18 protein-coding genes and 1 pseudogene are annotated in these 24,528 nt (G+C 74.2%); 5 read left to right on the forward strand and 14 right to left on the reverse strand.

Features of this window, described 5'->3' with window-relative positions; translation table 11 throughout:
• Window positions 1-92 precede the first annotated feature (92 nt).
• From DDQ41_RS21730 to afsQ1, 3 genes and pseudogenes are all read right to left on the reverse strand, one after another.
• A complete protein-coding gene (locus tag DDQ41_RS21730) occupies window positions 93-797 on the reverse strand; it encodes a hypothetical protein (protein ID WP_109295980.1) in 705 nt (234 codons plus the stop codon).
• Between the two features lie 436 nt (window positions 798-1,233).
• Window positions 1,234-2,689: pseudogene (locus tag DDQ41_RS21735) on the reverse strand (ATP-binding protein); the annotation flags it as partial.
• Window positions 2,686-3,363, reverse strand: coding sequence for a two-component system response regulator AfsQ1 (gene afsQ1, locus DDQ41_RS21740; protein WP_026165053.1), 678 nt, complete (start codon window positions 3,361-3,363; stop codon window positions 2,686-2,688). The pseudogene DDQ41_RS21735 and the gene afsQ1, both read right to left, overlap by 4 nt.
• A 202-nt stretch (window positions 3,364-3,565) precedes the next feature.
• Here afsQ1 and DDQ41_RS21745 point away from each other — a divergent pair, with 202 nt between their 5' ends.
• The gene (locus DDQ41_RS21745) at window positions 3,566-4,345 is read left to right on the forward strand and encodes a SigE family RNA polymerase sigma factor (protein ID WP_109295982.1); all 780 of its coding nucleotides are present in this window, start codon (window positions 3,566-3,568) and stop codon (window positions 4,343-4,345) included.
• Window positions 4,346-4,752: 407 nt separating this feature from the next.
• Here the strand turns inward: DDQ41_RS21745 and DDQ41_RS21750 are convergent, their stop codons facing one another.
• Together DDQ41_RS21750 and DDQ41_RS21755 are read right to left on the reverse strand one after the other, a co-directional pair.
• Window positions 4,753-6,612, reverse strand: coding sequence for an SDR family NAD(P)-dependent oxidoreductase (locus DDQ41_RS21750; RefSeq protein ID WP_162602716.1), 1,860 nt, complete (start codon window positions 6,610-6,612; stop codon window positions 4,753-4,755).
• Window positions 6,613-7,162: 550 nt separating this feature from the next.
• Window positions 7,163-7,867: a uridine kinase gene (locus tag DDQ41_RS21755; protein ID WP_109295984.1), complete on the reverse strand. Its 705-nt coding sequence runs from the start codon at window positions 7,865-7,867 to the stop codon at window positions 7,163-7,165.
• 51 nt (window positions 7,868-7,918) lie between these two features.
• On the opposite strand from DDQ41_RS21755, the gene DDQ41_RS21760 reads away from it, so the two are divergent.
• Window positions 7,919-8,260, forward strand: coding sequence for a hypothetical protein (locus tag DDQ41_RS21760; RefSeq protein ID WP_109295985.1), 342 nt, complete (start codon window positions 7,919-7,921; stop codon window positions 8,258-8,260).
• Window positions 8,261-8,626: 366 nt separating this feature from the next.
• On the opposite strand, the gene DDQ41_RS21765 is transcribed toward DDQ41_RS21760, so the two are convergent.
• From DDQ41_RS21765 to deoC, 3 genes are read right to left on the reverse strand one after another with little or no spacing between them, the layout of a single operon-like run.
• The gene (locus DDQ41_RS21765; protein WP_109295986.1) at window positions 8,627-9,577 is read right to left on the reverse strand and encodes an aldehyde dehydrogenase family protein; all 951 of its coding nucleotides are present in this window, start codon (window positions 9,575-9,577) and stop codon (window positions 8,627-8,629) included.
• Window positions 9,570-11,012: an aldehyde dehydrogenase family protein gene (locus DDQ41_RS21770; protein WP_172607660.1), complete on the reverse strand. Its 1,443-nt coding sequence runs from the start codon at window positions 11,010-11,012 to the stop codon at window positions 9,570-9,572. The genes DDQ41_RS21765 and DDQ41_RS21770 overlap by 8 nt, the downstream gene beginning before the upstream one ends.
• 11 nt (window positions 11,013-11,023) lie before the next feature.
• A complete protein-coding gene (gene deoC / locus DDQ41_RS21775; protein WP_109295988.1) occupies window positions 11,024-11,971 on the reverse strand; it encodes a deoxyribose-phosphate aldolase in 948 nt (315 codons plus the stop codon).
• A 185-nt stretch (window positions 11,972-12,156) separates the two neighbouring features.
• Here deoC and DDQ41_RS21780 point away from each other — a divergent pair, with 185 nt between their 5' ends.
• Window positions 12,157-12,798 (forward strand): PH domain-containing protein, encoded by a 642-nt coding sequence (locus DDQ41_RS21780; protein WP_109295989.1) that lies wholly within the window; start codon window positions 12,157-12,159, stop codon window positions 12,796-12,798.
• 109 nt (window positions 12,799-12,907) lie between these two features.
• Here the strand turns inward: DDQ41_RS21780 and DDQ41_RS21785 are convergent, their stop codons facing one another.
• The 4 genes from DDQ41_RS21785 to DDQ41_RS21800 form a co-directional block, all read right to left on the reverse strand.
• Window positions 12,908-14,104, reverse strand: a complete 1,197-nt coding sequence (locus DDQ41_RS21785) for a mannosyltransferase family protein (RefSeq protein ID WP_109295990.1) — start codon at window positions 14,102-14,104, stop codon at window positions 12,908-12,910.
• 701 nt (window positions 14,105-14,805) lie between these two features.
• Window positions 14,806-16,542, reverse strand: a complete 1,737-nt coding sequence (locus DDQ41_RS21790) for a phospho-sugar mutase (protein WP_174720307.1) — start codon at window positions 16,540-16,542, stop codon at window positions 14,806-14,808.
• Between the two features lie 187 nt (window positions 16,543-16,729).
• A complete protein-coding gene (locus DDQ41_RS21795) occupies window positions 16,730-17,539 on the reverse strand; it encodes a purine-nucleoside phosphorylase (protein WP_109295992.1) in 810 nt (269 codons plus the stop codon).
• A 177-nt stretch (window positions 17,540-17,716) separates the two neighbouring features.
• Window positions 17,717-18,154 carry a gamma-glutamylcyclotransferase gene (locus DDQ41_RS21800; protein WP_017946401.1) on the reverse strand — a complete coding sequence of 146 codons (438 nt, stop codon included), beginning with the start codon at window positions 18,152-18,154 and terminating at the stop codon, window positions 17,717-17,719.
• Window positions 18,155-18,681: 527 nt separating this feature from the next.
• Here DDQ41_RS21800 and DDQ41_RS21805 point away from each other — a divergent pair.
• Together DDQ41_RS21805 and DDQ41_RS21810 are read left to right on the forward strand one after the other, a co-directional pair.
• Window positions 18,682-20,121 (forward strand): NAD(P)H-quinone dehydrogenase, encoded by a 1,440-nt coding sequence (locus tag DDQ41_RS21805; protein ID WP_109295993.1) that lies wholly within the window; start codon window positions 18,682-18,684, stop codon window positions 20,119-20,121.
• 144 nt (window positions 20,122-20,265) lie between these two features.
• On the forward strand, window positions 20,266-21,189 hold the full coding sequence (locus DDQ41_RS21810; protein ID WP_109295994.1) for a DeoR/GlpR family DNA-binding transcription regulator: 924 nt from the start codon (window positions 20,266-20,268) through the stop codon (window positions 21,187-21,189).
• Between the two features lie 854 nt (window positions 21,190-22,043).
• On the opposite strand, the gene DDQ41_RS21815 is transcribed toward DDQ41_RS21810, so the two are convergent.
• The gene (locus DDQ41_RS21815; RefSeq protein ID WP_373995441.1) at window positions 22,044-22,646 is read right to left on the reverse strand and encodes a TetR/AcrR family transcriptional regulator; all 603 of its coding nucleotides are present in this window, start codon (window positions 22,644-22,646) and stop codon (window positions 22,044-22,046) included.
• 68 nt (window positions 22,647-22,714) lie between these two features.
• The gene (locus DDQ41_RS21820; RefSeq protein ID WP_109295996.1) at window positions 22,715-24,478 is read right to left on the reverse strand and encodes an acetyl/propionyl/methylcrotonyl-CoA carboxylase subunit alpha; all 1,764 of its coding nucleotides are present in this window, start codon (window positions 24,476-24,478) and stop codon (window positions 22,715-22,717) included.
• Between the last annotated feature and the right edge of the window lie 50 nt (window positions 24,479-24,528).

Genomic DNA, 24,528 nt, shown 5'->3' on the forward strand with positions numbered 1-24,528 from the left:
TCGGCGGTTCACCCGCACGGGACGTCCCCGGCGGCCCTGCTCGGCAGTCCTGCTCGCCGGTCCTGCTCGGCAGTCCTCGCCGGGAGCGCTGCTCAGGAGGCCGGGGCAGGGGCCGGCAGGGCGGTGGTCGGCAGGGCGCTGTCGGGCCGCTGCCTGACCGAGTCCGTACAGCGGTAGCCGCGCGGTGCGTCGTCGCCCGGTCCGGCCAGGACCACCGTGCCGCTCTCGGCCGCCGCCGGGCTTTCCGCCAGCGTGCACACGACCTGCGCCAGTGCCGCCGCGGCCAGGTCCTCGGGCCGGCGGCTCAGTCGCAGCGTGCCCGCCGGATCGCCGTCGCGCGGTGCGGAGACGGTCAGCGCCCCCCGTACGAGGCTCGCGAACCCGGCTTCCCGCTCGGTCGCCGAAGGCTGCTCCAGCAGCTCGCCCAGGAGGATCCCGGCGGTGCGCACCCGGTCGCCGGTCCGTCCCTCGGAGACCGTGACGGTGCGCTCCACCGCCTTGAGCGCCGAAGCGCACACCAGGTACACGCGCACCGGCATCTGCTGCGGTGCCGGGGCGGTGGTCTCCTTGCCGGCGAGCGTGCACGGCACCCGGGAGGGCGCCGGGCCCGCGTCGACCGGCACCGCGGTCGTCCTGATGCCGCAGCCGGCGGCGGCAGCGAGGGCGACCGCGGCCGCCAGGGCCGCGGCCGCCCGGCGTGCCCTGGGCCGGGGGGCGCCGCGACCCGGCCCGGCGGGTCCGGAGTCCGCCGTCGCGTCCGCCGCGGGGGGTCGCTGCTGCCCGCGTCCTCGGATCACCGCGCGTCGCCCGCCTCTCCCTGACCTGTGTCGTGCGCTGAGTCGGACTCCGGGCCGGACCCTGTGTCGCGGCCTGGGCCGGACCCTGTGTCGTGCCCTGGGCCGGACCCTGGGCCGGACCCTGTGTCGCGGCCTGGGCCGGACCCTGTGTCGCGGCCTGAGCCGGACCCTGTGTCGTGCCCTGGGCCGGACCCTGTGTCGTGCCCTGGGCCGGACCCCGGGCCGGACCCTGTGTCGCGGCCTGGGCCGGACCCTGTGTCGTGCGCTGAGCCGGACCCCGGGCCGGACCCTGCGTCGTGCCCTGAGCCGGACCCCGGGCCGGACCCTGCGTCGTGCCCTGAGCCGGACCCTGCGTCGTGGCCTGTGTCGTGCGCTGAGCCGGACCCTGTGTCGTGCGCTGAGTCGGACCCCGATCCGGCCCGCCCGTGGTCCTCGGGGGTGATGCCGGAGGCGTCGCGGGGCAGCCGCAGTACGAAGACCGCACCGCCGTCGCCGTCCGCCGAGTTGGCCGCGGTGATGCCGCCACCGTGGATCAGGGCGTTCTCCATCGCGATGGAGAGCCCCAGTCCACTGCCCTCGGACCGCGGCCGCGAGGCGCTGGCCTTGTAGAACCGGTCGAAGACGTGCGGCAGGACCTCCTCCGGGATGCCCGGCCCGTGGTCCCGCACCTCGATGAGCAGTTCCTCGCCCTCCGTGCGCACCGCCACCCGCACCGGCGACCCGCCGTGCTTCAGCGCGTTGCCGATCAGATTGGCGAGTATGACGTCGAGGCGGCGCGGGTCGAGGCGGGCCATGATGCCGCGCTCCGCGTCCAGTTCGACGGCGTCCAGCCAGGCCCGGGCGTCGATGCAGGCGGTGACCTGGTCGGCGACGTCGACGTCGTCGAGGACCAGCCGGGCCGTGCCCGCGTCGAAGCGGGTCACCTCCATCAGGTTCTCCACCAGGTCGTTCAGCCGCCGTGTCTCGCTCACCACCAGCTCCACCGCCGGGGCGATCATCGGGTCGAGGGCGTCCTGCTCACCCTCCAGGATCTCCGTCACCGCGGTCAGCGCGGTGAGCGGGGTACGCAGTTCGTGCGACATGTCGGCGACGAAGCGGCGGCTGGACTCCTCCCGCGCGCTCATGTCCGCCATCTTCTTCTCCAGCGACTCCGCCGCCCTGTTGAAGGTCCGGGACAGCTCCGCCAGTTCGTCCGTGCCGGACACCTGGAGCCGGGTGTCCAGTTTGCCCTCGCCGAGCTGTCTGGCCGCCTGCCCGAGCCGCTGGACCGGCTTGAGCACGGTCGTCGCCGCGGCCTGTGCCAGCAGCGCCGAGCCGGCCAGGGCCAGGGCCGTGGCGATACCCAGCGACCAGGCCAGCGAGTTGAGGTCCTGCCGCTCCTGGTCGAGGGACTTGAGCAGATAGCCGGTGGGGCCGCCGCCGACGACCCGGGTACCGGCCACCAGATAGGGGGTGTCGCCGCGCTGGGTGCGCACCCAGAACAGGTGCGGTTGCTCGGCGACCGCCTTCCGGAGCTCCGCGGGCACGTCGCGGAGTGTGAAGACGTCCGGGTCGGAGGCGCCGACGACGGGCCTGCCGGCCGCCCGCTCGCCGAGCAGCAGCACGCTGTAGCCGGCGTCGCCGCCGGCCATCTGCTCGGCGGTCGTCCGGAGTTCCCCTTCCGTGGGCCGCGCCGGCAGCGACGCGGCACGGTTCTGCATCTGCTGCCGGAAGTCGCCGAGCGCCGCGTCCTGCGTACGGGTCAGCACGGCCTCGCGGTTCAGCCAGTACGCGATGCCGGAGGCGGACACGGCGGCGGTCAGGGCGACCAGGCCGAAGACGACGACGAGGCGCAGTCTGAGACTGGTCCAGCCGAGTCCCGCGAGTATGGCCCGCTTCGCGGCACCGCTCACTGGGGCGTGTCCAGCCGGTAGCCCACACCTCTGACCGTGCGGATCAGCGTCGGCGAGGACGGTACGTCCTCCACCTTCGCCCGCAGCCGCTGGACGCAGGCGTCCACCAGGCGGGAGTCGCCGAGGTAGTCGTGCTCCCAGACCAGGCGCAGCAGCTGCTGGCGCGACAGGGCCTGGCCGGGACGGCGGCTCAGCTCCAGCAGGAGACGCAGCTCGGTCGGCGTGAGTTGCAGATCCTCGCCGTTCTTGGTGACCGTCATGGCTGAGCGGTCGATCACCAGCGAGCCGAAGGTCGCCGAGTCCGTGGACTCGCGCTCACCGCGCCGCAGCACGGCTCGGATCCGGGCGTCGAGGACCCGCCCCTGCACCGGTTTGACGACGTAGTCGTCGGCGCCCGACTCCAGGCCGACGACGACGTCGATGTCGTCGCTGCGCGCGGTCAGCAGGATGATCGGCAACTGGTCCGTGCGCCTGATCCGCCGGCACACCTCGAAACCGTCGATGCCGGGCAGCATCACGTCCAGCACGATCAGGTCCGGCCGCTGCTCGCGCAGCAGCTTCAGGCCGTCCTCGCCCGTCGCCGCGGTGGCCACACGGTGGCCCTGGCGTGACAGCGAGAGTTCGAGGGCCGTGCGGATGGCGTCGTCGTCCTCGATCAGCAACAGGAAAGGCACGGCATTCATTCTGGCCCATGCGGCCCCGACAGTTCGACCGCCGGACCGCCGCGACCCGGCCGCCGGACCGCCGCCGCCCCTCCCACCGGCGAAGAGGGGCCTGTGACAGGTCTGTGACAGTCGGCGGACAGCGGTGTGAAGTCCCCCGGGCAGAGTCTTCACCACGAGATGGGAACGGACTCCAGCCGACGGGGGGCGCGAGATGAACTCACCGCACAGCACCGCTTCGAGCGCGGTTGTCACGCGTCTCCACGACGTCGTGCGGAACACCGAGAAGTCCGGCGCCGTGAACGTGCGGGGGTGCGCTCGCGGCGCCGGGCGTCAGCACAAGCCGTCAGCCGCGGAGCAGGGGCGTACGTCCTGGATGACGGTCGTTGACGCGAAGGCCGAGGGGGGCCACGGGGGAAGCGCGTACGGGGAGGGGCCGGGGGAGCGGAGCCGTCCGGAGGGGCGGGCGGACGCCGAAGCGGCGTTCACCGCCTACGTCCGGGAGCGCCGGGCCTCCCTGTACGCGGCGGCGTACCACCTGACCGGTGACCGCTACGAGGCGGAGGACCTGCTGCAGAGCGCGCTGTTCTCCACCTACCGGGCCTGGGACCGGATCAGCGACAAGGCGGCGCTCGGCGGCTACCTGCGCAGGACGATGACGAACCTGCACATCAGCGCGTGGCGCCGGCGCAAGATCGACGAGTACCCGACCGAGGAGCTCCCGGAGACGGTGGGCGACACGGACGCGATGCGCGGCACGGAACTGCGGGCGGTCCTGTGGCAGGCCCTGGCCCGGCTTCCCGAGTTGCAGCGCACGATGCTGGTGCTGCGCTACTACGAGGGGCGCACGGATCCGGAGATCGCGGACATCCTCGGCATCAGTGTCGGCACGGTGAAGTCGAGCATCTGGCGCTCCCTGCGCCGGATGCGCGAGGACGGGGCCCTCAGCTTCGGCCGTGACCAGGAGGAGTCCTTCGGCGAGCTGGTGGCCTGAGGGCCGGGTAGCTCCTGCGGGGCGAGCCTGTACGGGCGGGTGACCTCGGTCGGATAGCGGGGGCGCGGGGGACCCGCGCGGGCCACGGGGGAGTTGTTGCGGGGGCCCTCGGGAACGACGGGGCCCTCGGGAACGACGGGGTCCCCGGGAACGACGGGGGAGGGAAACGGGGGACCGCGGGGGAAGGCGGGGCGGGGCTGTACGGGACCGGGGGGTCCTGCACAGCCCCGCTTCGCGTGCCCGCGGCCGCGGCCGGAGCCGTGTGCCGCGGCCGCAGGCGCGTGCCGGACGGGTCAGCCGGGAGGGGCGCGGCGCCGGATGCCGTGGTCCCGCCGGGCCCTGGGCCCCAGCGAGCGGGCCGTCTCGGTCGGGCAGCCGGGTCCCCGGGCCGCTGTGAGCGGGCCGTCTCAGTCGGGCAGGAGGAGGTTGACGTCTCCGAACTCGCCCCACAGGTAGCGTTCGGCGCGCGCCTGCGCGTAACAGGCGGTGAGCAGCTCCGCTCCGGCCAAGACCTCCAGAAGCCTCAGATGGGACGCCTCGGCCTGGTGCAGCCCGGTGAGGAGACCGGAGACCGTCCGGATCGCCCGTCGCGGGCCGATGACGAGATCGGTCCAGCCGCGGGCCGCTCGCACGCCGCCTCGCGGGTCGGCGGCGGACTCGAGGGCACGGACGGCGGTCGTACCGACGGCGATGATCCTCCCGCCGGATGCACGCACATGGTTGATCAAGTGTGCCGTGGCCGGGGGAACCGCGAACAGCTCCGGGCCGGGCGGCCGGCTCGGGGCACCGGGGGTCGGCCGGGTGTGGAGTTCGATCGGTGCGATCACCACGCCCCGCGTCACCAGGGCGGTCACCAGCTGGTCGGTGAAGGGACGGGCCGCGCTGGGCAGCTCCGCGGACTGGTGGGTGGGCGCTCCCGACGCCACTTCCGCCGCCTCGGCGAAGACCGTCTGCTGCGCGGACGGCGGATGGCAGTCCCCGGCACCCTCGTGGAACGGGCGTCCCCGGAGCCGGAGACGCTCCGTCGCGGGCCCCGACGCCAGGAAACGTGCCAGCCACAACCGGTTCGATCCCGGCTCCAGCCTGTGGTCGAGCACCACCCGGACCCGGGCGTGGTCGTCAACGGCGACCACGGTCCCGGGCACACAGGTGCCGGCGGGCGTACCGCCCTCCGCGGAGGACAGCTCCACCACCCAGCGGCCGTCGTCCAACCGGGTGGAGAACCGCAGGGTCACCGGTTCCGATCCGGCCCGGCCGTCGACCTTGGGGGGTGCGGTCGCGGAGGTGTTCACCACCAGGACGTCCAGCGGGCGCAGCAGGCGGGGCAGTTCGGAGAAGTGATGGTGGGTCACCTCGCCCGACGCCTTCCTCCCCACCAGCAGCCTCACGTCGCCACGGTCGACACCGTGCTCCTCCGGCGGCACGTTCGCCTTCAGGTTCGCGGGTAGGGAGAAGTTCCCGCGGGAGAGGCCGGTGCTCCCGCGGGCCGGTGGCCTCCGCCCGCCGCGCTGCGTATCGGGAGCGGAGGCGGAGGTGCCGTCGGTGGGGCCGGTGCCGTTGGTGCCGTTGGTGCCGTCGGTGGGGCCGGCGGGGTCGGTGCTGTTAGTGCCGTCGGTGGGGCCGGTGGGGCCGGTGGGCAAGGAGGTTCCCGCCCCGGCGCCCCGGAGGATCTCGGCCGTGTCGTAGTGGCCGGACGGGGCGCCGTGCTCCAGCAGCTCCAGCAGGGCGGGGACCTGCGTGTGGTCGTCGGAGTCGACGGTCCAGACGCGCACGAGCGGTTCCTCGATCGCGATCTCGGCCGCCAGCCGGTCCAGCGCCGCCTTGACCGCGTCGTACCCGCCGTGGGGGCCGCCGGGCTCCGCGCCGGTGTGGGGGCTGACGGCCGCAACGACGCCTCGCGACTCCCGCAGGAGCGGCAGAGCCGTGCGGAGCAGACCGAGGGGTGCCAGTACGGTCACGTCCAGCAGGCGGCGGAACGCGTCGGGTGGCTGGTCGCACAGCGCGAGCGGCGGCCGAACTCCGGCGTTGCTCACCAGGAGGTCGAGCCCTCCGAGGCCGCGGGCGGCCTCGACGAGCGCCGTCTGGTGGCTCTCGTCGCGGACGTCTCCGGCCAGCGCGGTCACGGGAGTCCTCGCCGAGGCTCCGACGCCGTCCACGGCACCGGCGTCGGCGGTGTCCAGCACCAGCGACCAGCCCCGGCCGTGCAGCCGACGGGCCAGCTCGAGAGTCGGCGCGTCCAGGGAGCCCGCGATGACCGCAGTGCGCATGCCACTCTCCAGACTCTGCGCCCCGCTTCTCATCGTATGCCCCTCCCGGGCGGTTCGTGGGCGGTGCTCCGTCCACCGACGATCCTGGAAGGCCCGCGGCGGCCACGTGCCCGCGTCGCCGAACCGATTGCGCGGCGGCCCCTGGGGCGGGACGCGCCACCGGCCCCGCCGTGCGGTGGGCCGGCGTCCCTCCGGTCCCTGCGCCGTCGGTCCCTGTGCCGTGCCGGGCCGACCGCGTACCCCGCGGGCAGGTCGCCCGCTGCGGGTTCCGCGAGCCGCCGGACCCTCCGGTCACGGCAGGGGTGCCGCCCCGGGCCCCGGCCGCCCGCCGCCGCGTCGCCCCGCGTCGCACTCGGCGAGCGGCCCCGGGTAGGCGCAGCCCCGGGCCCCGGCCCCCGCCGCCCCGGCGGACGGCGGATCCCGCCGGGACGCCCCCGCTCCCCGGCTCTCCCGTTCCCCGGCTCTCCCGTTCTCCGTGTCGTCCGGGCGCCCGTGCCACAGGGGCACCGCGGCCAGCGCGCGACGCGGGCCTCGGTCTTGTCGAAGACGTCTACACCGTCTCCCCGGCGGGCACGCGGCAGTTGCCGAGCGTGGCGGTGGCGAGGCGGACGAGTGCCTCGTCCGCGGCACAGGGGTGGGCGCCGAGCGCCGCCTGGCGCGCGACGATGCCGCGCTCCGCGCGCATCAGCCGCCAGCCCCGCCGGAGCAGGAAGGGCACGGACTTGCGGCCTTCGCGCAGATCCCGCACCAGGCGGCGGCGGAAGGTCGTCGAGGGCCGTCCGCGCAGGCACAGGGCGTCCGCGAGGAGGCCCAGCTCCCGGCAGCGGTCCACGATGTCCGCGGCGAAGATGCCCTCCGCGACGAAGAGCGGGGTGCGGGAGATGTCGACGGTCTCGCGGCCGGTCCGGGAGCTGGTGGCGATGTCGTACACGGGGACCGTCGTCCGCCCCGTGCGGCACAGCTCGGCGACCGCGCGGACCGCGGCGTCGGCGTCCCAGGAGGCGGGGGAGTCCCAGTCGACGGCCGCGGTGCCGGCCATCAGCGGGAGGCTCGGGTCGTCGCCCTCCTTGTAGAAGTCGTCGAGGCGCAGCACCGGGAGGCCGGAACGCGCGGCGAGGGACGATTTTCCGGAACCGGAGGGCCCGGACAGCAGGACGACGCGCGTCGGCGGGGGTTGGGAACTCACGGGACACCAGTGTGAGGCATTGACCCGTGCGTGGGATCCCCCGGAGGTCCGGTTGGTATCGAGCGTCACATCGCAACTACGCTGCGTCGTCGAACGGTTACTTCTGGAGGCAGGATTCCCATGGCAGGCACGAAGTTGCTCAGGGCGGCCGGGCTGACCGTGACCGCGCTGGGCGCGGCGCTCGGCGCCGGGGCCGCACCGGCCCAGGCGGCGCCCGCGGACGGCCACGGCCCGGCGGCGGTGAACGCCCTCGCGGACACCGTCGGGTACGTCGGCGCACCCGTCGAGAGCATCCCGCTGAACCCGCTCGCGCACACCGGTGTGGACCCGCTCGACAACGGGGTCGGCACGCAGGTCGCCGACTTCCAGGCGCTGGACACCCGGTATGTCACCGGCTCGCTGGGCAGCCCACGGGAGATCCCGGTCGCCGGTCCGCTGCTCGGCGGGCTGATCCCGGGCTGATCCGGGGCTGGTCCGGGGCTGGTCCCCGGCTGGTTCCGGGTCGATCCGGGGCCGATCCCGGGCTGGTCCCCGGCTGGTTCCGATCCGGGGCCGATCCCGGGCTGGTCCCCGGCTGGTTCCGATCCGGGGCCGATCCCGGGCTGGTTCCGGGTCGATCCGGGGCCGGTCTCTCGGCGGGTTCCGGGTCGGTGGTGAGGATGCGCCGTGGCTTCGGCGGTGAGGACGAGCGGTCGCTGCGCCGCCGGGTCCGCACCATGGCCGACGGGGAGCGGCACGGCGGGCCCGCGGGGGCTCGCCCCCGCGGGCCCGCCGCCGTGCGGCGGGACGCGCGGCAGGTGCGCCGCGCGTCCCGCCGACGGGGACGCGTCAGTAGGCGGAGCCGGAAGCCCCCAGTGAACCCGTCGGGTGCCAGACCGTCTTGGTCTCCAGGAAGGCCGTCATCCGGTCCGTGCCGGGATCGGCCGTCCAGTCCTCCGCGCGGGGCCGCAGCACCCGCTTGAGGTTGTCCGCCGCGGCGACCTCCAACTCCCCGGCGAGCTGCGCCCCGGCCCCGGAGAGGTCGATCGCGTTGACGTCCTGGTGCGCGGCCAGCGGGGCGGCGATCTCCGCCGTGCGGCCGGACAGGATGTTGACCACCCCGCCGGGAAGGTCGGACGTGGCCAGCACCTCGCCCAGCGACAGCGCGGGCAGCGGCGCCCGCTCCGAGGCGACGGCCACGACCGTGTTTCCCGTCGCGATCGCGGGGGCGATCACCGAGACCAGCCCGAGGAGGGACGACTCCTGCGGTGCGAGCACGGCGACGACACCGGTCGGCTCGGGCGTCGACAGGTTGAAGTACGGGCCCGCTACCGGGTTCGCCCCGCCGGCGACCTGGCCGATCTTGTCCGTCCAGCCCGCGTACCACACCCAGCGGTCGATCGCGGCGTCCACGACCGCGCCCGCCTTGGACTTCGACAGTCCCTCGGCGGCGGCCACCTCGCGGACGAACTGCTCCCTGCGGCCCTCCAGCATCTCGGCGACGCGGTAGAGGACCTGGCCCCGGTTGTAGGCCGTGGCACCCGACCAGCCGCCGAACGCCTTGCGCGCGGCGACGACCGCGTCCCGGGCGTCCTTGCGGGAGGAGAGGGGCGCGTTGGCCAGCCACTCGCCCTCGCCGGAGCCCTCGCCGGCGACCCCGCTCTTGCCCTTGCCCGCCGCGCCGGCGGCTGATGTCGCCCTGGTCACCTCGTACACCCGGCCGCTCTCGCTGCGGGGGAACCTGCCCCCGACGTACAGCTTGTAGGTCTTGAAGACGGACAGACGCGTCGGCTCAGACATCGAGGTAGGCCTCCAGACCGTGGCGGCCGCCCTCGCGGCCGAAGCCCGACTCCTTGTATCCGCCGAACGGCGAGGTCGGGTCGAACTTGTTGAAGGTGTTGGCCCACACGACTCCGGCGCGGAGCCTGTTCGCCACCGCGAGGATGCGCGAGCCCTTCTCCGTCCAGATGCCCGCGGAAAGGCCGTACTGGCTGTTGTTGGCCTTGGCGACGGCCTCGTCCGGGGTCCGGAACGTCAGCACCGAAAGCACCGGGCCGAAGATCTCGTCCCGGGCGACGGTGTGGGCCTGGGTGACGTTGGTGAACAGCGTCGGGGCGAACCAGTAGCCGGCCGACGGCAGTTCGCACGGGGCCGTCCAGCGCTCGGCGCCCTCCGCCTCACCGGTCTCGGCGAGGGCCGTGATCCGGGCCAGCTGCTCGGCCGAGTTGATGGCGCCGATGTCGGTGTTCTTGTCCAGCGGGTCCCCGAGGCGCAGGGTCGACAGCCGCCGCTTGAGGGAGTCCAGCAGCTCGTCGTGTACCGACTCCTGGACGAGGAGGCGGGAGCCCGCGCAGCAGACCTGGCCCTGGTTGAAGAAGATGCCGCCGACGATGCCCTCGACGGCCTGGTCGAGGGGGGCGTCGTCGAAGACGATGTTGGCGCCCTTGCCGCCCAGTTCCAGCGTGAGCTTCTTGTCCGTGCCGGCGACCTCGCGGGCGATGGCCTTGCCCACCGCGGTGGAACCGGTGAAGGCCACCTTGTTCACGTCCGGGTGGGCGACGAGAGCCGCGCCCGCGTCGCCGTAGCCGGGGACGATGTTGACGACGCCCTTGGGCAGTCCGGCCCGGCGGCAGACGTCGGCGAAGAAGAGCGCGGACAGCGGGGTGGTCTCGGCGGGCTTGAGGACCACCGTGTTGCCGGTGGCGAGCGCCGGGGCGATCTTCCACGCCAGCATCAGCAGCGGGAAGTTCCAGGGGATGACCTGGCCCGCGACGCCGAGCGGCCGCGGCTCGGGCCCGTACCCCGCGTGGCCGAGCTTGTCCGCCCAGCCCGCGTAGTAGAAGAAGTGCGCCGCGACCAGCGGGAGGTCGGCGTCGCGGGTCTCCCTGATCGGCTTGCCGTTGTCCAGCGTCTCCAGGACGGCGAACTCGCGCGAGCGCTCCTGGATGATCCGGGCGATGCGGAAGAGGTACTTGGCGCGCTCGGAGCCCGGCAGCGCGGACCACTTCGCGAACGCCCTGCGCGCCGCCCCCACCGCGCGGTCGACGTCCTCGGCGCCCGCCCGGGCGACCTCGGACAGGACCTCCTCGGTGGAGGGCGAGACGGTCTTGAAGACCCTGCCGTCGGCGGCGTCGGTGAACTCGCCGTCGATGAAGAGCCCGTACGACGGGGCGATGTCGACGACCGACCGCGACTCGGGCGCGGGTGCGTACTCGAACGCCGAAAGCTTGTCCATGGTCATGGGTCTCAGTCCACCGTCACGTAGTCGGGGCCGGAGTAGCGGCCGGTCGCCAGCTTCTGGCGCTGCATCAGCAGGTCGTTGAGCAGGCTGGACGCACCGAACCGGAACCAGTGGTTGTCCAGCCAGTCCCGGCCCGCGGTCTCGTTGACGAGCACCAGGAACTTGACGGCGTCCTTGCTGGTGCGGATGCCGCCGGCCGGCTTCACCCCGACCTGCACGCCGGTCTGCGCCCGGAAGTCGCGGACGGCCTCCAGCATGAGCAGGGTGTTGGCCGGGGTCGCGTTGACGGCGACCTTGCCGGTCGACGTCTTGATGAAGTCCGCTCCGGCCATCATGCCGAGCCAGGAGGCGCGGCGGATGTTGTCGTACGTGGAGAGCTCGCCGGTCTCGAAGATGACCTTCAGCCGGGCCGGGCCCGAGGCCTCCTTCACGGCGCGGATCTCCTCGAAGACCTTCAGATAGCCGCCCGCGAGGAAGGCACCGCGGTCGATCACCATGTCGATCTCGTCGGCCCCGGCCTCGACGGCGTCGCGGGTGTCCGCGAGCTTGACGTCCAGCGCGGCGCGGCCGGCGGGGAAGGCGGTGGCGACGGAGGCGACCTTCACGTCCGTCCCGGCCAGCGCGGCCTTGGCGGTGGCCGCCATGTCGGGGTAGACGCAGACGGCGGCGGTCGTCGGCGTGGTGCGGTCGGTCGGATCGGGATGGACGGCCTTGGCGGCGAGCGCCCGGACCTTGCCCGGGGTGTCCGCGCCTTCGAGCGTCGTCAGGTCGATCATCGAGATGGCCAGGTCGATGGCGTAGGCCTTGGCCGTCGTCTTGATCGAGCGGGTGCCGAGAGACGCGGCGCGCGCTTCCAGGCCGACAGGATCGACCCCGGGCAGCCCGTGCAGGAAGCGGCGCAGTGCGCTGTCGGACGAGGTCACGTCAGCGAATGCGGGTGCAATGGTGGGCATGGTCACCAGACCAGCATATCTACGCGCGTAGCAACATGTACAGGGGGCACCGGGGACTCGTCACCGGCCGCACCGGCCCGCCCTGGCCCGGGCCCTGGCCCGCACCGGCCCGCGCCCCGACCCGCACCGGCCCGCGCCCCGACCCGTACCGGCCCGCCAGGGGCCCATGCGGCAGAATCGTGGGCATGGACAACCCCCAGCAGCCGACCGCCGAGCCGGTCCACGCCGACCGCGCCTACCGTTCGCTTTCCGGTATCGCCGCCGGTGTGCTGCTGCTCGCACTCACCGGCTGGATCGGCGGTGACGCACTCGTCCGCGGCGAGGGGCTGACCCCGTGGGTCGCGTTCGCGGGGCTCCTGGTGCTGGTGCCGCTGATCGTCGCCTTCACGCTGCGGCCCGCGGTCTTCGCCAACGACGACCGGCTCCGCGTCAGGAACCCCTTCCGCACCATCGTCCTGCCCTGGCAGACGGTCGCGGACGTGCGCGCCGGGTACTCCAGCGAGGTCCTCACCGAGGACGGTGCCACGTACCAGCTGTGGGCCGTGCCGGTGTCGCTGCGGCAGCGCAAGACGGCCGCCCGCAGGCAGTCGAGGGCCGCGGCCGGGCGCGATTCCGACCGCACCCGGCCGGGAGGCGCCCTGGCCGGCGGCGGCGCGCCGCACGTGGCGCCCGGTGACCGGACGATCGCCGAACTCAGGGAGCTCTCGGAGCAGGCCGGGCACCGGCCGACCGCCGGAGGAGAACGGCGGGTGCGCTGGGCGTACGAGATCGCCGGCCCGGTCGTGGTGGGATCGGTCGCCCTGCTGGTCCTGCTCGCCGTCGGCTGACACTCCGCTCGCCGGTACCTCGCCGGTACCTCGCCGGTACCTCGCCGGTACCTCGCCGGTACCTCGCCGGTACCTCGCCGGTACGGCTGCGGGCGGGGTCGTGCACCCGTCAGGGCGGCCCCTGCCACACCAGTAGCAGATGCCCGCCCAGCCAGGCCGAGGACAGCACCGCCCCGCCCAGGACCAGCAGCGCCGCCGCCCTGCGGGCCCGCGCCACCGCCAGCGCGACCGGCAGCAGCAGCGGGAAGGCGGGAAGCAGGAACCGGGCCCGGGGGAAGTAGACGCCACCGCTGCCGAGGACGACGAGCAGCAGCACACCGGTGAACACCACCAGCACCAGCGGCTGCCGGTCGGCCAGGCACAGCAGGAACAGCCCGGTGGCCAGCACCAGGACCACGGAGACGAGCACCATCAGCAGATGCGGGTCCGCGTCGTACGCCAGGTGCCGGGTCAGTTCCTCCAGCGTCGCCCTTCCGCCGTCCCACACGTTGGTCCACCGCTGCTGCACGGCGAAGTAGCCGTCCCAGCGCCCGAGGCGGAGCCCCACCCAGGCCACATAGCCGCACCATCCCAGCGGGGCCAGCAGCGCCCCCGCGAGCGCACGCCGGCCGCGGGTGCGGACGAACGCGGTCAGCCCGGCCACCGCCACCGCCGCTGCGATCGCGACGCCCGTCGGCCGGGTGAGCCCGGCGAGGGCCGCGAGCCAGCCCGCCCAGAGCCAGCGGCCGGTGAGTGCCGCGTACAGCGACCAGGCCGCCAGCGCCGTGAACAGCGACTCGGTGTAGCCCATCCACTGGACGACGGCCACCGGCATCGCGCCCCAGAGCACCGCCAGCACGGTTCCGGTCCGCCGTCCGTGCAGCCGGTCGCCGACGGCGAAGACGCCCCACGCCGCGGCGAGTGACGCCACCACGGCGATGGCCAGGGCCGCCGAGGCGGGGCTGCCCGGCGTCACCGCGGAGACGGCCCTCACCAGCAGCGGGTAGAGCGGGAAGAACGCCAGGTTGCTGGTGTTCGGCGCGGTGCCCAGCTCGTGATGGTAACCGCGGTCCGCGATGCCCAGGTACCACTGGCTGTCCCAGGAGGCGGCCAGCGCCGGCCAGAGGCTCTCGCCCTTGAGGTGCGCCCACCGCGCGAGCACCAGAAGCCCCGTCAGCCGCACCGCGAGATAGCCGAGCAGTGCCGGGGCAGCCCGGTCCAGGGCGCGGAGCAGCCTGCTCTGCCGACCGGGAGCGGCGCCGCCTCCCGAGCCGGGGCCGCGGCGGGAGGCGGGGACGGTGGCGTGGTGGGTCGCGGTCGGGGGCACGGGGACTGCTCCGGTGTTCGGCGGGCGCTGGGGCGTGTGGCGAAGGTCCCTCCTGGCCCGCGGCGCCCGGCACGTACTCCCCCGTCACCCGGGCACGGGAGGTGCCCACGCGCCGCTCTGCCGGAGTCGTCCGAGTACGTCCGGTGCGAGGATGATCCTCCGGACCCTCCGTCTCGCGATCGCACGCACCGGACGCCGCAGGCCCCGCCCTGCGGGCGGACGGAGCCACCTTCCCAACACGCCCTTACCGCCACCCTCGCCCGCCGGGTACGGAGGGGCAGGGGCCGGTAGGTCGGTTGCCGTAGGGAAATCACCCGCAGGAACACCCCGCCCGGGTACGGCTCCTGCCCGACCCGACCCGACCCGACCCGACCCGACCTGATCTGACCCGGCTCGGCCCGCCGCGTATGCTCCGCCGCCGCGTGCGGTGCCCCGCCCCCGCCCCGCGCCCGGCCCTCTTCGTGCCCGGGTTCCGCACCTGCCCGGGTTCCGCACCTGTTCCGCACCTGCCCGGCTCCCGCCCGCGCCGGTCGCAGGCCCGCGCCGCATCGGTCCGGGTCCGGGTTCGTGTGCGCGCCCGAGCCCGAGCCCGCGCCCGTGCCCGTGCCCGTGTGCGTGTCCGCGTCGGTACGACACGCGCGCCCGGTCCGCGCCCGGTCGGAACCCGCGTACGGTGCCCCGCTTCCGGACCCGAAGGGCCGTCAGATCCCGGCGGCCCGCGCCAGGTCCCGCTTGACGGCCGCGAGGACCTCGGCGGCACGGGCCCGCGCGGCCGGCAGCCCGCTCGGCCCGGCGACCGGCACCACGACCTCCAGGTAGCACTTGAGCTTGGGCTCGGTGCCGCTGGGGCGGACGATGACCCGGGCGTCGTACTCGCCCTCCAGGTAGTACCTCAGGCCGTCCGTGGGCGGCAGTGCCCCGGAGCCCTCCGAGAGGTCCTCCGCCGACGCCACGCGCAGACCGGCCAGGGCCGCGGGCGGCTTGTCCCGCAACCGTCGCATGGCCTCCGCGATGACGCCCGGATCCTCCACCCGTACCGACAGCTGGTCCGTGGCGTGCAGGCCGTGGGCGACGGCGAGGTCGTCCAGCAGGTCCGTGAGGGTGCGGCCCTCGGCCTTGAGTTCCGAGGCCAGTTCGGCGACCAGCAGTGCGGCGGTGATGCCGTCCTTGTCGCGTACGCCGTCCGGGTCGACGCAGTAGCCGAGGGCCTCCTCGTAGCCGTACCGCAGGCCCTCCGCCCGGGAGATCCACTTGAAGCCGGTCAGCGTCTCCTCGTAGCCGAGTCCCGCCGCCCGGGCGATCCGGCCGAGCAGCGACGAGGACACGATCGACGTGGCGAACGTGCCGCTCGCCCCCACCGCCGGGACGCCGTCCGACGTGCCGTCCGACGCGCTGTCGGAAGCCCCGTCGGAAGCCCCGTCCGAAGCGTGCGCCGACCCGCCCTTGCGGACGAGGTGCGCACCGAGCAGCACGCCGACCTCGTCGCCGCGGAGCATGCGCCAGCCGCCGTCCGCGGTCCCGTCGGGGACCGCCACCGCGCAGCGGTCGGCGTCGGGGTCGTTGGCGAGGACGATGTCCGGACCGGCCTCGCGCGCCTTCGCGAAGGCGAGGTCCATCGCGCCCGGCTCCTCCGGGTTGGGGAAGGCGACGGTGGGGAAGTCCGGGTCGGGCTCGGCCTGCTCGCCGACGAGTACGGGGGCGGGGAAGCCGGCCCGCTCCCAGGCCGCCAGCACCACGTCGGTGCCGACGCCGTGCAGGGCCGTGTGGACGACGCGGGCCGTCCGCGGCGAGTGCGGGCTGAGGACCGCGTCGGTGCGCTCCAGATAGGACCGCAGGACCTCGTCCCCGAGCGTCTCCCAGCCGTTCTCGGGACGCGGCAGGTCGTGGATGCTGCCGACCGCCTCGATCGCCGCGGCGATCGAGGCGTCGGCCGGGGGCACGATCTGCGCGCCGTCGCCGAGGTAGACCTTGTAGCCGTTGTCGCGCGGCGGGTTGTGGCTCGCGGTGACCTCGACACCGGCGACGGCGCCCAGGTGCCGGATCGCGAACGCGAGCACGGGTGTGGGCAGCGGGCGCGGCAGCAGCGCTGCGCGCAGCCCGGCGCCGGTCATCACGGCGGCGGTGTCACGGGCGAAGTCCGCCGACTTGTGGCGGGCGTCGTAGCCGATCACGACCAGACCGCCGGCGTGGCCCCGGGCCTTGAGGTACGCGGCCAGCCCGGCTGCCGCGCGGATCACGACGACGCGGTTCATCCGCATCGGCCCGGCCCCGAGCTCGCCGCGCAGACCGGCCGTGCCGAACTGCAGCGTCCCGGCGAACCGGGCGCCCAGCTCCGCCGTGTCCCCTGCGTCGATGATCCGGGCCAGCTCGTCCCGGGTCTCCGCGTCGGGGTCCTCGGCCAGCCAGGTCCGGGCCTGCGCGATCAGGTCCTGCGCCACGGTGATGTGCCTCTCTGAAGTCGTCGTGAGCGTGGGCGGCGCCGGCTGTGTCCCCTCCGGCGCCGGTGCCTGCGCCTGCCCGCCCGTCCCGGGCGGCGGCGGATTCCTCTGCGTCCCGGCCCGCCGCCGGGGCGCCGGGGGTGCGGGTCCGCGCCCGGCGCCGCTCCGGCTCCGAGGCGGGGACCCGTCAGATCCTGGCCAGTACCCGGGTCAGCAGCTCGCCCATCCGGGCCGCGGAGTCGCGTCCGGCCTGGAGCACCTCCTCGTGGTTGAGCGGCTCGCCCGAGAGCCCGGCCGCGAGGTTGGTGACCAGGGAGATCCCGAGCACCTCGGCACCGGCCTCACGGGCCGCGATCGCCTCGAGCACGGTGGACATGCCCACCAGGTCGCCGCCCATCACCCGGACCATGTTGATCTCGGCGGGGGTCTCGTAGTGCGGGCCTGGGAACTGGACGTAGACGCCCTCCTCGAGCGTCGGGTCCACCTCCTTGCACAGCGCCCGCAGCCTCGGCGAGTACAGGTCGGTCAGGTCCACGAAGTTGGCGCCGGCGATCGGGGACGCGGCGGTGAGGTTGATGTGGTCGCTGATCAGGACCGGCTGCCCGGGCCGCATGCCCTCGCGCAGACCGCCGCAGCCGTTGGTCAGGACGACGGTCTTGCAGCCGGAGGCCACCGCGGTGCGCACACCGTGCGCCACGGCGGCGACGCCCCGGCCCTCGTAGTAGTGCGTGCGGCCGAGGAAGACGAGTGCGCGCTTGTCGCCGATCCGGTACGAGCGGACCTTGCCGCCGTGGCCCTCGACCGCCGGGGGCGGGAAGCCGGGCAGCTCGGTGACCGGGAACTCGGCCTCGGGGGCGCCGAGGGCGTCGACCGCCGGCGCCCAGCCCGAGCCCATCACCAGGGCGACGTCATGGGTGTCGGCGCCGGTCAGCTCTCGCAGGCGCGCGGCCGCGGCGTCGGCGGCGGCATGGGGGTCCGGGGTAAGGGAAACGTTCACGGGAAAAGCCTAGCCTGAGAAACCCTACGCGCGTAGATGAGGATGTTCACGACTCCGCAACCCTTTCCTCGTGGAAACGCACAAGGAGTGTGCGGGGGCCCGCGCCGCGCCGTCCGCCGGTCGCGGCGGACCGGCTCCGCGCCCGGTCCGGACGCCCGGTCGCGGGGGCTCCCGGGGTCAGCAAGGACGCTTGCGCAGCTCCATCACATAGTCGTGCGGGGCGCCCGCCGACTCGGCCGCGTCGGCGATCTCGCCGAGGTAGCGGGCGGAGGGCAGGCCGCCCTCGTACCCGTTCAGTACGTACACCCAGGCCGGCTCCTCGCCGTCCAGCGTGTGCACCCGCAGGCGCATGCGCCGGTAGATGTCGAGCCCGACGCCCTCCCAGCGGTCCATCGAGTCCTCGTCGAGCGGGGCGATGTCGTACAGCGCGACGAACACCTGCGAGCGGGGGGCCTCCACGATCGTGGCCAGCGCCCCTTCCCAGCCCATCTGCTCGCCGCCGAAGGTCAGCCGCCAGCCGTTGAGCCAGCCCGTGCCGCGCAGCGGGGAGTGCGGTGCGCGGCGGGTCATCAGCCGCGCGTCGAGGTTGCCGGCGTACGCGGCGTAGAGCGACATGGGATCGAGGGTACGGGAGGGGAAGCCGTGGCCGCCCGCCCCGATGCCCCGGGGCGGGCGGCCGGGATACGTCGGCCCGGGGCGTGTCCGGGCGGGGGTGCGCGCGGGTGCGGGAGGGCGGGGACGGCCTGAGGTGGTCGGGGACGGCCGGGAACGGGCGAAGGCGGCCGGGAACGGCCGGAGGTGGTCGGGGACCGGCCGGGGGTCGTCGCCGTCGGGTCCGTGGGGGTCTTGGTCGGGGCGGGGTTGCGGGGAGGGGTTGCGGGGAGGGCGCTTCGGCGGGTGCGGGCGGTCGGGTGCGTCCGGGCGGGTGTGCGCGGACCGGCCGGGCAGCGAGGAGTACCTCGACTCGGAGAGGTGCGTCCGGGCGGGTGTGCGCGGACCCGGCGCGGCCGGGCGGGACCCGTCGCCGGGTCGCCCGCCGCGCTCCTCGCCCCGGAGAGCCCCCGGGGCGAGGCGGGCTCCGGCGTGCGGGAGAATGGGTGGGACGGACACCCGGCAGAGCGAGAGCGCGAGGCGTAACCCCAGTGACCCGGATCGTGATCATCGGTGGCGGACCCGGCGGATACGAGGCGGCTCTGGTGGCCGCCCAGCTCGGCGCGGAGGTGACCGTCGTCGACTGCGACGGCCTCGGCGGAGCGTCCGTCCTCACCGACTGCGTACCCTCCAAGACCCTGATCGCCACCGCCGAGGTGATGACCAACTTCGACTCCTCGCACGAGGAACTCGGCATCATCGTCGCGGACGACACCCCGCACATCGACCAGCCCGCCCGGATCGTGGGCGTCGACCTCGGCAAGGTCAACCGCCGGGTGAAGCGGCTCGCGCTCGCCCAGTCCCACGACATCACCGCCGCCGTGACCCGCGCGGGCGCGCGGGTCATGCGCGGCCGCGGCCGGCTGGAGGGCGGGCAGGCGCGCGACGGCTCCCGCAGGGTGGTCGTCACCGCCGCCGACGGCGGCGAGGAGACGCTCACCGCCGACGCCGTGCTGATCGCCACCGGCGGGCATCCGCGCGAGATCCCCGACGCGCAGCCCGACGGCGAGCGGATCCTCAACTGGACCCAGGTGTACGACCTGGACGAGCTGCCCGAAGAGCTGATCGTGGTCGGCTCGGGCGTGACGGGTGCCGAGTTCGCCGGTGCCTACCAGGCGCTCGGTTCCCGCGTCACGCTGGTCTCGTCCCGCGACCGGGTGCTGCCGGGCGAGGACCCGGACGCCGCCGCGGTCCTCGAGGACGTCTTCCGGCGCCGCGGCATGAACGTCATGGCCCGCTCCCGCGCCCAGTCCGCCAAGCGGGTCGGCGACCGGGTCGAGGTGACGCTGGCCGACGGCCGGGTGATCACCGGCACGCACTGCCTGATGGCCGTCGGCGCCATCCCCAACTCCGCCGGCATGGGCCTGGAGGAGGCCGGGGTCAGGCTCACCGAGTCCGGGCACGTCTGGACCGACAAGGTCTCGCGGACGACCGCGCCGGGGGTGTACGCGGCCGGCGACGTCACCGGTGTCTTCGCGCTGGCGTCGGTGGCGGCGATGCAGGGGCGTATCGCCGTGTACCACTTCCTCGGCGACGCGGTGACCCCGCTCAACCTCAAGACCGTGTCCTCGAACGTCTTCACCGACCCGGAGATCGCGACGGTCGGTTACACGCAGGCGGACGTGGACGGCGGAGTCATCGACGCCCGGGTCGTCAAGCTGCCGCTGCTGCGCAACCCGCGCGCCAAGATGCAGGGCATCAGGGACGGCTTCGTGAAGATCTTCTGCCGGCCCGGCACCGGCATCGTGGTCGGCGGAGTGGTCGTGGCCCCGCGGGCCTCGGAACTGATCCATCCCATCTCGATCGCGGTCGACAACAACCTGACGGTGGAACAGATCGCAAACGCCTTCACCGTGTACCCGTCGTTGTCGGGCTCGATCGCGGAAGTCGCCCGCCAGTTGCACACCCGGAAGGCGACGGGCGAGGCATAGCGCGGGATCCGCGGGACCAACCCCGGCAAGCCGGGACGATAGGGCATGGCGCCTATACCACTACCGGTACCCCGCTGTTGGCAACTTCTCGTATTCGGCGCAAAGTGCTGAAAAGCATCAACGGCTGGGGTTACTGTCAGTTCCGTGTTCGCTGCAGAACGTCGTCAATTGATCCTCGAAATGGTGCGCGCCAACGGAGCCGTATCGCTCCGTGAGCTCGCCCGTGTCGTCCAGACCTCCGAAGTGACCGTACGGCGGGACGTGCGGGCCCTGGAGGCAGAAGGACTGCTCGACCGCCGGCACGGCGGTGCGGTGTTGCCGGGCGGATTCACGCGAGAATCCGGCTTCCCGCAGAAATCCCATCTCGCGACCGCGGAGAAGACGGCCATCGCCGATCTCGCCGCGGGCCTGGTCGAAGAAGGCGAGGCCATCGTGGTCGGCGCCGGCACGACCACACAGGAGCTGGCCCGCCGGCTCGCCCGGGTCCCCGGGCTCACCGTGGTCACCAACTCGCTGCTCGTCGCGCAGGCCCTGGCGCACGCCAACCGGGTCGAGGTCGTGATGACCGGCGGCACACTGCGCGGGTCGAACTACGCGCTGGTCGGCAGCGGGGCGGAGCAGTCCCTCCAGGGGCTGCGGGTCTCCCGCGCCTTCCTGTCCGGCAGCGGCCTCACGGCCGAACGCGGGCTGTCCACCTCCAACATGCTGTCGGCGAGTGTGGACCGGGCATTGGTGCAGGCGGCCTCGGAGGTCGTGGTGCTGGCCGACCACACCAAGCTTGGCACCGACACGATGTTCCAGACCGTGCCGACCGACGTGATCACCCGCCTGGTCACGGACGAGCCGCCCCCGCACGACGAACGGGCGGCAACGGAGTTGCAGGCGCTCGCGGACCAGGGGGTCGAGGTCGCCGTGGCGGGCGCGGCGGTCGACGCGGCCCATCCGCGCCGTGAGGTCCCCCTCCCCGGCCAGCGCCGCACCGCCCACCCGACGACCCCACTCCGTCAGGCCGCGGCCCTCACCGCCGAACCCCCGGACCGGCGCGTGGCGGACCTGCGCCGCCGCTGAGGGCCGCGGCCGGGCGGACCGGATGCCCAGGGCCGGTCGCGGCTCCGCGCCCGGCGGTCGCGGGCCACGCCCCGCCCGGGCCCGGTGCACGGCCGCCGGGCGCGCGGGCAGGCGGGCAGGCGGGCAGGTCGGTCCCTGCGGGGCGGCGGCCGGACCGCGACGGCGAGCCGCGCGCGGGCACGGCCCGCAGGTGCCTCCGAGCGGGGACCGGCCTGCGGCCGCGCGCCGGGCCGTCCCCGCGGCCTCTGCCGCCCCTGTTGCTGGTGCCGCTCCTGTTGCCTCTGCCGACTCGGCCGTCTGCGCCGTCTGGGCCGTCTGGGCCGTCTGCGCTGTCTGCGCTGTCTGGGCGGCCCGCGGCTTTCGCGCCTTCCGCGGTTGTCCCGGTCCGTGGGGCCCCCGGTCCGCGTGCCTGCGGGTCGGTGCGTCTGCGTCTGCGGGTCTGTGTGCCTGCGGGGCTGTGTGCCTGCGGGGCTGTGTGTCTGCGTCTGCGGGTCTGTGTCCCTGCGGGGCTGTGTGTCTGCGGGGCCTTGGGTTCCGGGACTTCTGATGTTGTCGGGGGTGTCGGGGGTGTCGGGGGTGTCGGGGGTGTCGGGGGTGTCGGGGGTGCCGGGTGCACTGGGTGTATCGGAAGTGCCGGGGTTTCCCGAGGCGGGAGCGGAGCCCGCGGTCCGGAGCCGTTGGGGCGGGTTCGGCGGTCGCCGCCACGAGCCCCTGCCACCAGAAGGCGACGGGCGCCGCGAGTGCCGCGCCGGGTGCCGGCGCTCCGGCGGGCGGTACTCGGTTTCGGCGGCCGCGACCCCTCCCTCTGCCCCAGCCTCTGCCCCCTGCCCTCTGCCTCGGCCCCTGCCCCCTGCCTACGCGGCCCGCGCCTTTAGACCGCGCAGTGTCAGCGTCAGCAGACGGTCGGCGAGTTCCGGGTCGGCGGGGGCCTGCTCGGCGGCCAGCGCGATGGCGTTGGTGAGCTGGAGGAGGTCGGTGATGGACACGTCCTCCCGGACCGCGCCGGCCGCCTGGGCGCGGGAGAGCAGCCGGGAGCCCGCCTCGCGGAGCGGCACGCTGCACTGGGAGAGCGCGGAACCGCTGTCGTGCGAGGCCGACATGAGGGCCCGGGCCACCCCGCGGTATTCACCCGCATGAGTGATGAGGGCGCGTAGCCATTCCACGAGTGCGCCGCACGGCCGGTCCGCCGAGGCCAGTTCCGCGGACCGGGTGAGCAGTGACGCCAGCGCGTCCTGGAAGACCGCGTTCATCAGCGCGTGCCGGTTCGGGAAATGGCGGTACAACGTGCCGATTCCCACGCCCGCCCGCCTGGCGACGTCCTCCAGGGACGCGTCCGTGCCGTGCTCGGCGAACGCCCTGCGCGCCTCGGCCAGCAACCGCTCGTAGTTGCGGCGTGCGTCGGCCCGCATCGGCCGTACCGCGCCCGCCGCGTCGCCGGCCGCCGTACTCGTCGTCATGGCACCCAGCATGCCATCGGTGCGGGGGCGCGGGGCCCGCCCCGTCCGCGAGCGGCCGAGGGGCGAGGTCAGTCCTTGATCTCGCAGATCACCGCGCCGGACGTGATCGACGCGCCGACCTCGGCGCTGAGGCCCTTCACGGTGCCGGAGCGGTGCGCGTTGAGCGGCTGCTCCATCTTCATCGCTTCCAGGACGACGACGAGGTCGCCTTCGTCGACCCGCTGGCCCTCCTCGACGGCGATCTTGACGATGGTGCCCTGCATCGGCGAGGCGAGGGTGTCGCCGGAGGCGGCCGGGCCGGACTTCCTGGCGGCACGGCGCTTGGGGCGGGCACCGCCGGCCGCGGCGGTCCGGGCCAGCGTCATGCCCAGTGAGGACGGCAGTGAGACCTCGAGGCGCTTGCCGCCGACCTCGACGACGACGGTCTCGCGGCCCGGCTCGTCCTCGGCCTCGGTGTCGGCCGGGGCGGCGAAGGGCCTGATCTCGTTGGCGAACTCGGTCTCGATCCAGCGGGTGTGGACCGTGAACGGGGTGCCGTCCGCCGGGGCGAACGCCGGGTCGGTGACGACGGCGCGGTGGAACGGGATCGCGGTCGCCATGCCCTCGACCTGGAACTCGGCCAGGGCGCGGGCGGCTCGTTGCAGAGCCTGCTCACGGGTGGCGCCGGTGACGATCAGCTTGGCGAGCAGCGAGTCCCACGCGGGGCCGATCACACTGCCGGACTCCACGCCCGCGTCCAGCCGGACACCCGGCCCGGAGGGCGGGACGAATGAGGTGACCGTGCCGGGCGCGGGAAGGAAGTTGCGGCCCGGGTCCTCGCCGTTGATGCGGAACTCGAAGGAGTGGCCCCGCCGCGGCGGGTCGTCGTAGCCCAGCTTCTCCCCGTCCGCGATGCGGAACATCTCCCGCACCAGGTCGATGCCGGTGACCTCCTCGGTGACCGGGTGCTCGACCTGGAGCCGGGTGTTGACCTCGAGGAAGGAGATCGTGCCGTCGTTGCCGACGAGGAACTCCACGGTGCCCGCGCCGACGTAGCCGGCCTCCTTGAGGATGGCCTTGGACGCCCGGTACAACTCGGCGTTCTGCTCCTCGGAGAGGAACGGCGCGGGGGCCTCCTCCACCAGCTTCTGATGCCGGCGCTGGAGCGAGCAGTCACGGGTCGACACGACCACCACGTTGCCGTGCTGGTCGGCCAGGCACTGGGTCTCGACATGGCGCGGCCTGTCCAGGTACCGCTCGACGAAGCACTCGCCGCGGCCGAACGCCGCGACGGCCTCGCGCACCGCCGAGTCGTACAGCTCGGGGACCTCCTCCAGCGTGCGGGCGACCTTGAGACCGCGCCCGCCGCCGCCGAAGGCGGCCTTGATCGCGATCGGGAGGCCGTGCCCCTCGGCGAAGGCGACGACCTCGTCCGCGCCGGACACCGGGTCGGAGGTGCCGGCCACCAGCGGGGCGCCGGCGCGCTGGGCGATATGACGGGCCGCCACCTTGTCGCCCAGGTCGCGGATCGCGGCGGGCGGGGGGCCGATCCAGGTCAGGCCGGCGTCGATGACCGCCTGGGCGAAATCGGCGTTCTCGGAGAGGAAGCCGTATCCGGGGTGGATGGCGTCCGCGCCCGAGTCCGCTGCGGCCTGGAGGACCTTGCCCATGTCCAGGTAGCTGGCGGCCGGGGTGTCACCGCCCAGGGCGAACGCTTCGTCGGCCGCGCGGACGTGCAGAGCGTCACGGTCCGGGTCGGCGTAGACGGCTACGCTCGCGATCCCGGCGTCCCGGCATGCACGGGCAACGCGGACAGCGATCTCGCCTCGGTTGGCGATGAGCACCTTGCGCACGATGGCTCCCTCCTTGCTGTTGTCCGGGTGTAGACGTCCCGGTTTGCGGC

It is taken from the genome of Streptomyces spongiicola, from assembly GCF_003122365.1.
GTDB classification, from domain to species: domain Bacteria; phylum Actinomycetota; class Actinomycetes; order Streptomycetales; family Streptomycetaceae; genus Streptomyces; species Streptomyces spongiicola.

Bases quoted from the DNA above. Each gene is read 5' to 3' on its own strand.
- DDQ41_RS21760 (WP_109295985.1), top strand. From the start codon at position 7,919: ATGGCAGGCACGAAGTTGCTCAGGGCGGCCGGGCTGACCGTGACCGCG.
- DDQ41_RS21800 (WP_017946401.1), bottom strand. From the start codon at position 18,154: ATGTCGCTCTACGCCGCGTACGCCGGCAACCTCGACGCGCGGCTGATG.
- DDQ41_RS21750 (WP_162602716.1), bottom strand. From the start codon at position 6,612: ATGCGCACTGCGGTCATCGCGGGCTCCCTGGACGCGCCGACTCTCGAG.
- deoC (WP_109295988.1), bottom strand. From the start codon at position 11,971: ATGCCCACCATTGCACCCGCATTCGCTGACGTGACCTCGTCCGACAGC.
- DDQ41_RS21745 (WP_109295982.1), top strand. From the start codon at position 3,566: ATGAACTCACCGCACAGCACCGCTTCGAGCGCGGTTGTCACGCGTCTC.
- DDQ41_RS21780 (WP_109295989.1), top strand. From the start codon at position 12,157: ATGGACAACCCCCAGCAGCCGACCGCCGAGCCGGTCCACGCCGACCGC.
- DDQ41_RS21770 (WP_172607660.1), bottom strand. From the start codon at position 11,012: ATGGACAAGCTTTCGGCGTTCGAGTACGCACCCGCGCCCGAGTCGCGG.
- DDQ41_RS21765 (WP_109295986.1), bottom strand. From the start codon at position 9,577: ATGTCTGAGCCGACGCGTCTGTCCGTCTTCAAGACCTACAAGCTGTAC.
- DDQ41_RS21815 (WP_373995441.1), bottom strand. From the start codon at position 22,646: ATGACGACGAGTACGGCGGCCGGCGACGCGGCGGGCGCGGTACGGCCG.